This is a genomic window from Tomitella cavernea, assembly GCF_016599145.1.
In the GTDB taxonomy this organism is placed as follows: domain Bacteria; phylum Actinomycetota; class Actinomycetes; order Mycobacteriales; family Mycobacteriaceae; genus Tomitella; species Tomitella cavernae.
Genome location: NZ_JAENKO010000048.1, coordinates 19,276 through 30,017 on the forward strand (window position 1 = coordinate 19,276; position 10,742 = coordinate 30,017).

Consider the following 10,742-nt stretch of genomic DNA (forward strand, 5'->3'; position numbering starts at 1 on the left):
TGCGCCCCTGACGACCCGCGCATCTCGGTCTCTCAAACCGGACACACCTCTTGCACTATTAAGTGGTTCGAGGAATATGCTGGTCAGACAGCTCCACTCTCCCGGTCCACATCACGGCGTGAACTGACCCGCCGTAGACACGTCGATGACCGGTTAGAGTGGGTATCGTGATGACCCTGCACGTGCTCCATGCGGGCGACGGATACAGCTACCTGACACGCCAGGTTGCTGCCGATGACCGTGAGCTGGCGCGGGGAGAAAAGCTCGTCGACTACTACCACGCGCACGGAACCCCGCCTGGCCATTGGTTCGGCGGCGGACTCGCTGCGCTAGGGCAGATGGAGCACGGCACTGTGCTCGACGAAGACAAACGCATCATCACAGGGAACGTCGTGTCCGAGAATCAGATGCAAGCGCTGTTCGGTGAGGGTATGCACCCGAACGCTGACGCTCTGATCAGTGCACAGATCGGTGGACGGACGAAGGCAGCCGCGGTGCACAGGCAGTCGCGTCTGGGCCGGAAGTTCGCCGACTATGCGAACGCCAACGCCGTCCAGGCCGCACGCACAGCTGCACGCGAGGCATGGATCACCGAGCATGGTCGGGTGCCGAACACGGACGAGCACCGGAAGCTGTGTGCGCAGGCGGATCGGGAGAGCTTCACCGGTATGAAAGGCCGGCCACCATCCAACGAGGGCGAGCTTGCCCGGTGGGTGACCTCTCGGGCGAACTCGGCGCATCAGCCGGTTGCCGGATTCGATCTGGTGTTTACCCCGCCGAAGTCAGTCTCGACCGCATGGGCGCTCGGGGACGAGAGAACGCGCCGGTCGATCGAGCGCATTCACACCGAGAACGTTCACGACGCTCTCTCCTGGTTGGAGGCCAACGCCGTGTTCACGCGGCGTGGGGCCGGCGGGACCGAGCAGGTCGATACGACCGGTCTGATTGCCACCCTCTATGAGCATTATGACTCGCGCAACGGCGACCCGAACCTGCACACACACGCGGCCATATCGAACAAGGTCAAGACCGCCGGCGACGGCAGGTGGCGCACCATCGACGGTGCGACACTGCATCGGTATGCGGTGACCGCGTCGCAACGCTACAACGCTCGGATCATGGACCAGTTGTCCCGTGAGCTGGGGTTCTCGTTGCTGCCACGGTCGACGGGGCGGGGCCGTCAGGATGTGATCGAGCTGGCCGAAGTGCCCCGCGAGTTGTGTGAGCATTTCTCCTCTCGGCGCCGCCAGATTGAAGTTTCCTATGACGCTCTGGTGGTCGAGTTCCGACGCACCCACGCTGGTCGTACCCCGGGTCCGCGTGAACAGTATGGGCTGTATCAGCAGGCGAATCTCGATACCCGCGCCTCCAAGCAAGAGTCCGCGTCTCTGTCCGACAAACGTGACCGATGGCGCGTGCAGGCGGCCGATTTTCTCGGGGGGCAGCGCAAGGTCTCTTCCCTGTCGCGGGTGTGGTCACGGCTGTCTCCGACGAAGGTGAGGACGGGGTATCTGAGCACGACGGCCATGTTCGATCAGTCCGCAGAATCCGTGCTCGCGCAGGTGGAGAACACGCGGGCCACATGGCAGGAACCGCACGTGCTTTCGGCGATCGAGTCCCACCTGGCCGGCACCGTCTTCCGCTCGCATTCCCAGCGCGATGCCGCCGTAACGGCGATCGCGAAGCGCGTGTTCGACCGGTCGATTCCGCTCCCGACGCCGATGCTCGGTGAGGTTCCCGAAGCGCTGCTTCGCCGGGACGGGATGGCGGTGACGGTGCGCCACGGCACCGCAGCGTTCACCTCGACCGCAGTGCTCGACGCGGAAGAACAACTCCTCGAAGCAGCCCGGGAACCTTCCGCCCACATTGGCATGGACGAGACGGTGTCGGCCGCCATCACGGCGGTCGAATCCGACACGGGCCGCAAGCTCAACTCGGGACAACGCCGCTTGGCCGAGCACTTCACCGGAGCCGGCACACAACTCGCGGTCGGGGTCGGCCCGGCCGGCACCGGCAAGACCACCGCCATGCGCGCTGTCGCCGACGCCTGGCAGGCCGAGGGCCACACCGTGATCGGGCTGGGCCCGTCGAAACGCGCCGCGATCGAGCTGGGCGAATCCATCGACGCCGACGCCTACACTCTGGCGAAACTGACCCGCCGGTGGCGCGGGGAAACCGGCCCCGCGGGCACACTTCCCGAAGGAATCAGCATCAGTGAGGGCACGATGCTGCTGGTCGATGAAGCCTCCCTGGCAGCAACGAAAGACCTCGCCACCCTCACCGACATCGCCGCTTCTCACGGCGCGATCGTGCGACTCTTGGGCGATCCGGCGCAGCTCGACGCCGTCGAAACCGGCGGCGCGTTCCGGCTGCTCGCAGAGCGCACCAGTGCGCCCATGCTCGATACAGTCGTGCGCTTCGGCGACGACATCGAGCAGGCCGAGGCATCCCTCGCCCTGCGCACCGGCGACACCGCAGCGCTCGACCTGTATGCGGGGCGCGGGTGGGTGCATCACGGCACCGGCACCGAGGTGCGCGATCGTGTTGTGGAGGCGTATCTGGCCGATAGGGAGGCTGGCGCGTCGACGGTGATCCTCGCGTCCACCCGCGATGATGTGGCCGCGCTCAACGCCGATATACAGGCGATCTACCGGCGCGACGGGGCGGTGGATTCCGCCGACAGCGTGCGGCTATCCGACGAGTTGACCGCCGGTATCGGCGATACGATCATCACCCGCGTCAACGCCGACCATCTGCGCCTGACCGGCGGCCGCGGCCGCGGCCGCCGGGTCGCCAACGGCGATCTGTTCGCGGTCGAAGCCGTCGGAGAAGACGGGTCGCTGGCGGTGCGCAGCATCGACTCGGGCGGGCAGATCGTGCTGCCCGCCGGCTACGTCGCCGCGCACACCGAACTCGGCTACGCCGCGACGATCCACCGCGCCCAGGGCATGACCGTCGACACCGCGAAGGTTCTCGCCGGTCCGGGCATGGACCGGTCCGCGCTGTATGTGGGTCTCACCCGCGGGCGCAGCGAGAACGCCGTGTGGGTGCCGCTCGATTCCTATGTGGGCCCGGATACCGAGGGCATGCATCTCGGCGAGATTCCGGACCAACCCGCCGGTGACGCCGACGCGGCCCGGGCGGTACTCGAGAACATCGTTGTCACCGATACCCACCAGAAGTCGGCCACCGAACAGCTCGCGGCGGCGCTCGAAGAAGCGCACGATCCGCAGCGGCTGCGCGAGGCGTACCAGGCCGCCTACGCGCGGCTTTCCGGCGACCGTGACGCCTACATCACCGGCCGGATCGACGCCTGGCTGTCCGGTCTGCCTGCCGCCGTCGCCGCGACCGCCAGCCGCAGCGGGAGGACACAGCTCGCCAGCAAACTTGCCGCCGTCTACGACGCCGGCGGCGATGTGGACATGGCACTGCTGCGCGGCGAGCAGCGGATCGACGCCGAGTGGACACGCGCGATCCGCCGGGCCGAAGCCCAGGCCCGCGCCATCAGCACAGCCCGCGGCTCGGCCGGTGGAGATGCGCCGATCGACAGCGAATGGCGCCATGGCCTTTCCGATGCCGCCGACGCGGCGGCCGCTCTCGCATCGCAGGTCACCTTCCCCGACGCTGCCGGGGCCCCGCTGCCTCCGCTGCCACCGCCGACCGAGGCGACCGATACGCAGCTACGCGAGTTCGCCGCGCGTATCCGTGGCGAGCTCGATATCCGCCAGCCCGCCGCAGACTCCGTCGCCGGACAGACCGCCACCGCGTTCGAGACCTACCAGGACGCCCGCGACGAAATCGACCGGGCCCGCACCAGCGCGGTGCTCACCACGGCGTTCGGCGAGTCCGACGCCGCCCGGCTCGCCGACGATCCGGTGGCCTGGCGTGTCGGCCGGCAGGCCCGCGTCGCCCACGCCGCCGGTATCGACCCGGTACCCGTGCTGCGCGCCGTCGCCGACGGCGCCGCACCCGAAAGCGCTGCGACCCTGGCCGCGGCGGCAGGGCCAATGATCCAGCAGCAGTGCCGCGAGCAGCGCGCCGCCTGGCTCGACGAGAACCGCGACGCGATCACCGGGGCACTGCCGGCCGCGGCGCAGCACTTCGACGATCCCCGCTGGGACGCAGTCGCCGAGCGGATGATCACCCGCCAGCAGGTCACCGGCGAGCCGGCCGCCGATATGGCCCGCCAGCTCGCCGCGCGCGCCGGAGAAGACGCCTCGGTCGCCCGGCTCGACGCTCTCCTCGACACCGCCCCGCCCGTGGGCACGATCGGCGCCACCCCCGACTGGATCGCCCCGCCCCCGGTCGACGCCCGCCAGGTCGACCCGGTGTTGGCGGACCGGCTCGACGCCCACTACCAGCAACTCGCCGACACCTACGCGCAGCTGCGGGCCGCCGCAGGTGAACGCTACGACGGTGAGTCCGCGCCTGCATGGACGAACGAACTCGGGCCCCGGCCCTCCGCCGCCGACCTGGCCCGCCAGTGGGATACCGCGGCCGCCGAGGCCGATATGTATCGGCAGACCCATCAGGTCACCGACACCGCGAGTCTGGCCGGGCGTCGCCCCGAGGGACGGGCCGCACAATCCGCGTACGCCCGTGTGCACCAGGCCAACACCGACCAGCTCGACGCCCAAGCACAACACGCGCGCCAGCGGGCCCGCGAGCAGGCCCAACGCGAACGCGACCGCCTCGCCCAGAGCAATACCCAGGACCAGCGGGAGCGCGAGCGCACCACCGATCACGCGCCGCAGCGCAGCCCCGGTATCGACGGGCCGCGGCGCGGCCGCGGCCTGTCCTAGGCCGTCCTCAGCACGTAAAAGGCCCCCGCGCAGTCCTGGTCGGGACACCTGCGCGGGGGCAGAACGGGGCGACCTTGCGGGCCGGGCTGGTGCGGCCGGCAGGGCGGTGCCAGCCGCGGGCCCACACGAGCCGCCCCGAGTCTTATATGCGGCGGCGAAACACCGCCTGGTTATGGTCGAACGCCCACTGGTGGCCCTGGTAGGTCACCGGCGCGTACGGGTCGCCGGGATCATCAGATTGCGCCTCGCCGGCGTCGATGAGGTCGAGCATGCGTTCATGACCGACCTCCCACGTGGGCAGCGTATCGCCCAGTGCCGCAGTACCATCGGCGAGCTGGGCGAGGAACACCGCCAACTCCGGGTCTCGGGCGGGGGGAGACGGGCGCAACCCGCACCCGCTGGGCGTGCACGACTCCATGTTCGTAATCTCGCCCAGGCGGGCCGCCAGGGGGCGTAACACGTCACTATGCCACGCGAACGGGGCAGATTCCGCCGCGCCGTGCTGGTAGGCGTCGCGCCACCGCACGAACGCGGCGAGCAGTTCACGCACCAGCGCCGGGTGGCGCCACCAGCACGGTTTGATCGCGTCGAGCTCGTAGATGCGCCGTAGCCACTCCACCCAGTCGGCCAGTTCGCCGAGCACGGCGGCGGCCCGGGCTTCGGGCATCGCGTCGAGGTCGTACGGTCCGGGCACATAGTCACGCATGAGCGGGCTCCTGTCGGTAGTGCGACTCGTAGTAGTCGCGGGAAGCGGTGACACGCTCCCGCAGGGCCGGCGTGTCCCACACCGTGGGCAGCGACACGAGCGCCGGTTTCGCGCCGCGGTAGATCACCAGGGCTCGGTCGGCGGGCATCTGACGGATCTCTGCGGCCGGCAGGATCGGCACCCGCCGCGGCCCGGCCTGGCGGCTGTAGAAGTCGTCGCGGTCGCCGATGAGCCGCGATAAGGAGGCGAGCTCCTGGTCGTCCGCCAGCCCCGGAAGCACGATCCGCATGGGCGATTCGGTCGTGAGCCGCCGGCCCCCGACCTGGCCCCACCGGTCCTTGTTCTGCGCCTCGGAATGCACGAAACCCCAGATACACAGCCCGCGGCCCCCACTGTCGGTGATGAGCGACGGCAGCCGCGGGATAGGCGCGACGTTGTTGAGTTCGTCGAGCACCAGCATGGCGGGCGGGTCCAAGCGCTCCCCCGGCAGGCTCAGCGCGTGTTGCTTGGCGACGTGGTGTACCTCGGCGGCCAGGGCGGCGACGAACGGGGCCGCCGACGCCGACGACCCCTCCGAGAGCAGATACAGCGTGTTGGTGCCGTCGGCGATGATCGAGCGCAGATCGGCCGAGTCGGCTACCGGCACGTCGAGCGCGTCCATCAGCGCCGGGGATGCGAGCGGTTCGAGCAGCCTGGACGTGGCGCCGATGATGTCCTCGGAGCTGTCCGCGCTCGACCCGAGGGTCTGTTCGAGTTCGGCGGCCCAATCGGGGCGTTCGCGGGTCAGCACCTCCCGCACCTCGGGGACCTGCCTGCGCGACGCCCACGTGCGCAGCGTGCGCAGTGACGCATCGAGGCGGGCGGCGGCGTACAGGTAGCAGCGCATGAGCACGATCGACTTCGCGGTGAAGTAGGCGCCGTTCTTGGCGTCGTCGATGGGCATGGCCTGCACGAGCGCTTCGGCGCGGCGCAGCGCCGTGTCCGGGTCGTCGCAGCCGGCGATGATCGACCAGCGCAGCCGGTACGGCCAGGCGCAGATGTTCTCCGGGTCGAACACGTACACGTCTCCGCGCTCGGCCCGTTCGGCCACCGTCGACCACAACAGGTCGGGCTTGGTGGTCGTGGCCAGGCAGAAGCCCGGGGCGCCGATGACCCGGTGCCAGGCGATGCGCCAGGTTTTGCCCGACCCGGTCGGTCCCTCGACTAGCGCACCATCACGGAACTGAGCCCACATGTGTTCGCGGGCGCCGACGACGTGACCCACGTCGACAGCGAGGTCACTGCTGGGAACCTGGCGGCGCTGGTGGCGGGGCAGGCCGGCGAGGGACACGCGGGCCGCGAACCCGCCCTCGCGGGCCTTGGCCTCCGTCAACGACCGGCGGCGCAGCTCGGCGGCGCCGGCGAAACCTTCGCGGGCATGGCGGCGGTCCATCCGCCGGCCCGACAGCCACACCGCCACGCTGATTGCGGCCGCGGTGTAGACGGCGCCGACCACGCCGATGCACGCCCACACGATCACCGGGGAGCCGGGCGAGGGGTGCGGCGCCCACGCCGCCCCCGGGTCGGACGCCGACGAGACCAACCCGGCGAGGAGCTGTCCGACGCCGACGAGTCCGTGCGGCGGCCACACCACTCCAACACCAGACAGCACCTCCGCCAGCACGCCGCCCCCCACGACGGCCACCACGACCCCGACTAGGAGTGTGGCCACGGGGGCGAACCAGATCGGCATGATCTGCTGCTCCGAGCGCGACGCCGGTGTACTCATCACTGCTCCCCCTTGATGATCGCGTCGGTATCGGTGAGCCGCTGCTCGGTCGACGAGCGCACATGCTCGACGAGCATCGGGTCCTGTGATCCGTATTTGACCAGGCAATGCCCCTTGGGCAGGTTCATCAGCGTTTCTTCGGTTCCCGGCGGCAGGTGATACATCGCCACCGCCTCGGCCGCGTCCTCGTAACGTTCCTGCCCGTAGAGCAAAACGATCCCGGCTTCTTTCATCAGCGCCCGCGCCGGCGATTCGGCCGGCAGATCGGAAATGTGGTGGAACGCCGACACCGTCGACAATCCGAGGCCGCGGGAGAGCTTCATATTGTCGTGGAACACCTGCCCGGTGGACCCGCCGGCGATGTGCCAGCCCTCCTCGACCACCAGCAGGGTTTGCTCGTGGTGATCGGCGCGGGTGGCCAGCACGTTCGCCAGCCACGTGTGGATCACTGTCATGATCACCCGCAACGCCGGACCCTTGGTCGGCATCTCGGAGACATCGAAATGCACCAGCGGATGCTCCAACGCGGCCCGCACGTCCGGGCTGGTGGGCTGATCGACCAGCCCTTTCAGGTCGCCGTCGCACAACCGGCGCAGCGCCAGTCCCGGATCGCGGCCCCACCGGCGGGCCTCGTCCTCCCACAGCTCGCCGAAGTCATCGGCCACGTCGCCGTCGGCAGTGCGCGTCGACGGGGACAACATCTCGCCGGCCAGGTCCGCGGCGGTCGCCTCGACCCCGGCCGCGGCGGCCCGGCCGGTGACCACGCGCAGGCCCCGGTTGAGCGCCGCGTACTCGCGCTCGGACAAAGTCCGGCCCATCGTGTCCTCCAACACCGCGGCGACCAGGGCGTTCTGTCCGGCCGGGTCGACTCCGCCGCCGGTCTGCCCGGTCGCGGCGATCGCCGGATCGAGCAGGTTCAGCGACGCCCCTCCCCCGCCGGTGCGGAAGCGCACCGACGCGGCGCCGAGCTCGCGGGCGATCGGGGTGTACTCGCCGCCCGAGGCGCCCTGGCGCTTCTTGTCGAGCACCACCACGCGGCGGCCTGCGGCGATCTGGCGCAGTACGAACCCGGTCTTGATCCCGGAGGACTTGCCCTTGCCGATGTCGCCGATGGCGCACACGTTGATGTTCTCGATCTCGTCGCCGTAGAGGGCGAACGGGTCGATGATCACCAACGACTGCGAGAGCTTGTTCAGCCCGAACAGCACCCCTTCCGAGCGGGCGTCGCGGCGCTGGGTGGCGAGATTGAGCACTTCGGCCTGCCGGGTCGTGGTGTAGGCGCCGGCAGCGCGGTGCTCGTACCAGCCCCACCGGTCGAGCCATTTCGACCGGCGCGGCGGCGGCCGCCGCCGCGCCGCGGACTCCGGGTTCTCCGGCGCATCCGGTACGGCGGTCGTCGTACGGCGGGCCAGCAGCGAGTAGAACGGGACAATCGTGTGCCACGGCAGGCCCGCCGAGCTGCCACCGGCGGCCGCCGCATCTTCGCCGCCACGCGTGGGCCGTTCAGTGTCGCGGGTGATCGTCATAGGCGTTCCCTTCTCTTCAGCGCAGCGGGTTGGTTTCGCGGGTCAGCTTCGAGCCGGCCAAACCGCGCCCCAGCGGCAGCGTGGCGAACACGGCCACGTCGTGGCTGTCGTCGTGCCAGTCGATCCGGTCGATGCCGGCCTCGTCGGCGGCGGCCTCCACGCGGGCGCAGCCGCGCAGCACGTCGTCGGCGTCGCGGCCGGTCACCGCGACCGACATGGTGAACACGCCGCCGTGATGGCCGGTGCCGGGCATCAGATCGGCGCGGCGCCGCTCCGAGGCGCCCTGCTGCATCTCCGAGCCGCCGTCGGTGATCCGGCCCTGCTTCTCCTCCTTCAGCCGCCGGGCCGCGTCCTGCGTGACGTGCTTCTTCGCGTCCGAACGGGCACGGCCGGCCTCGATTAAATCCAGGCGCACCGCCACGGTGCGGATCGTCGGCGCCGGGGGTACCTCGTCGTCGCCCTCATCGGGCTCGACACCGGTGAGCACGCTCGCGTGCCACAGCGGCCCGAGCTCGACCGGCTGAATGTCTGCCGGGTGGATCGTGCCGGCGCGGGTGTACCAATCCCCGTCGCGGCCGGCGACGACCATTGCCTCGTCGCCGCCGACATAGGACGGCCAGCAGTTGTCGAAGTCCGCGCCGGCGTGCTCGTCGAGCGGGTACGACGGGTCCAGGAACGACCGGAACACTGCGCACGCCCGCTGCTCGCCGAGCACGGTCACCTGCCCCATGCGGGCCGCCGACAATGAAGCGACCGCCCGGGCGGTTTCGTCGCGGATCACCTGGGCGATGCCGCCGCGCACCGGTGCCCCCTTGCGGCCCGCGACGCGGCTGGCCTCTTTCTCGAAGGCGCGGGTGCGGCGGAAGATCAGCACCCCGTAGGCGCGGTGTTCCTCGACGTGCGGGGCGAGTTCGTCGATCGTCTGCCCGTAGGCCGCGGCCGCCGGGGCCGACGCGGCCGCGGCCGGGTTCGCCCGCACCCGGGCGGTGATCCACGCTTCGTGCGGCCACAGGTCGGCCGGCACCGACCGGTGCACCATGCCCCAGCCGGTGACCAGGGAGCTGCGCCGGGCCATCGACGCCATCGCCGCCCCGAACTGCCCCTGCGCGGCGGCCCACTCGGCGTCCGAGCGCAAACCGGCGGCGAGTCCCTGGATCGACAGGACCACCGAGAAGTAGTGGTCTTCGCCTTCGGGCCGGTGTTCCAGGATGAACATCTCGTCCAGGCCGGTGCCGGCGACCTCGACCGGGTCGACCTTGCCCAGCGGCACCGGCTGGGCCCAGCCGGGGTCGACGCCGGCCCGCCCGTAGTCCGGGTCGGCGGCGCCGACGTAGAGGTGTTCGCCGTCCCGCCGCCGGCGTCGGTCCCGCAGCCGGTGCACCCACCCTTCGGCGGGCGACTGGTGCCCGGGCCGCGACAGGGTCACGGCCACCGTGGATACCGCGACCAATGCGATGAACCCCAGCGTCCACCACGATTGGCCGACGATGACGTACACCGCCAGGCACAGCACGGTCACGATCACATACGCGGCGAGAACCGGTTCGGCGATGCCCATGCGGCCGCGGCTGGCCGATTCGCGGCCGAGCATCGAGGTGCGCTGCTCACTCATCTTGGACACCTCCATCGGCCCGGTTCGGTGCGGATTGGGCCGACGAGGCGGCCTTGTTCATCGCGGCGCCAGCCGCGGATACGGCGATCGGGATACCGCCGGCGGCAGCGGCCTTGGTGAGTCGTCCGGCCGCGCCGATGCCGCGACCGCCGGCCTTGGCCGCGCCGAGGGCATGACCGCCCACTGACGACCCCCCGCCACGGCCCCCGCCGCCGGCGGCGGCGCCGCTGTGTTTACGTCCGGCTGCCGCCGCCTGCTGCGTCGACGCCGACCCTCCCGGCCTGGAACCACCCGAGGCACCGCCGCCGCCGGCGGCGGCGCCCATGCC

At 70.5% G+C, this 10,742-nt stretch carries 5 protein-coding genes and 1 pseudogene; 1 reads left to right on the top strand and 5 read right to left on the bottom strand.

Going from position 1 to position 10,742, the window contains the following annotated elements; all coding sequences use genetic code 11:
• Positions 1–170: 170 nt before the first annotated feature.
• Positions 171–4,802 carry a MobF family relaxase gene (mobF, locus tag JJ683_RS15115; RefSeq protein ID WP_242474753.1) on the top strand — a complete coding sequence of 1,544 codons (4,632 nt, stop codon included), beginning with the start codon at positions 171–173 and terminating at the stop codon, positions 4,800–4,802.
• A gap of 142 nt (positions 4,803–4,944) precedes the next feature.
• On the opposite strand, the gene JJ683_RS15120 is transcribed toward mobF, so the two are convergent.
• The 5 genes and pseudogenes from JJ683_RS15120 to JJ683_RS19470 all read right to left on the bottom strand — a co-directional run.
• The gene (locus JJ683_RS15120; RefSeq protein ID WP_200175352.1) at positions 4,945–5,508 is read right to left on the bottom strand and encodes a hypothetical protein; all 564 of its coding nucleotides are present in this window, start codon (positions 5,506–5,508) and stop codon (positions 4,945–4,947) included.
• Positions 5,501–7,276, bottom strand: a complete 1,776-nt coding sequence (locus tag JJ683_RS15125; RefSeq protein ID WP_200175353.1) for a type IV secretory system conjugative DNA transfer family protein — start codon at positions 7,274–7,276, stop codon at positions 5,501–5,503. The genes JJ683_RS15120 and JJ683_RS15125 overlap by 8 nt, the downstream gene beginning before the upstream one ends.
• Positions 7,276–8,802, bottom strand: coding sequence for an ATP/GTP-binding protein (locus JJ683_RS15130; protein ID WP_200175354.1), 1,527 nt, complete (start codon positions 8,800–8,802; stop codon positions 7,276–7,278). The genes JJ683_RS15125 and JJ683_RS15130 overlap by 1 nt, the downstream gene beginning before the upstream one ends.
• Positions 8,803–8,818: 16 nt before the next feature.
• A complete protein-coding gene (locus JJ683_RS15135; RefSeq protein ID WP_242474751.1) occupies positions 8,819–10,414 on the bottom strand; it encodes an SCO6880 family protein in 1,596 nt (531 codons plus the stop codon).
• Positions 10,407–10,742, bottom strand: a pseudogene (locus JJ683_RS19470) (hypothetical protein); the annotation flags it as partial. The pseudogene JJ683_RS19470 and the gene JJ683_RS15135, both read right to left, overlap by 8 nt.

Excerpts from the sequence above, each read along its gene's own strand:
- mobF (WP_242474753.1), top strand. The coding sequence starts at position 171 with ATGACCCTGCACGTGCTCCATGCGGGCGACGGATACAGCTACCTGACA.
- JJ683_RS15120 (WP_200175352.1), bottom strand. The coding sequence starts at position 5,508 with ATGCGTGACTATGTGCCCGGACCGTACGACCTCGACGCGATGCCCGAA.
- JJ683_RS15125 (WP_200175353.1), bottom strand. The coding sequence starts at position 7,276 with ATGAGTACACCGGCGTCGCGCTCGGAGCAGCAGATCATGCCGATCTGG.
- JJ683_RS15130 (WP_200175354.1), bottom strand. The coding sequence starts at position 8,802 with ATGACGATCACCCGCGACACTGAACGGCCCACGCGTGGCGGCGAAGAT.
- JJ683_RS15135 (WP_242474751.1), bottom strand. The coding sequence starts at position 10,414 with ATGAGTGAGCAGCGCACCTCGATGCTCGGCCGCGAATCGGCCAGCCGC.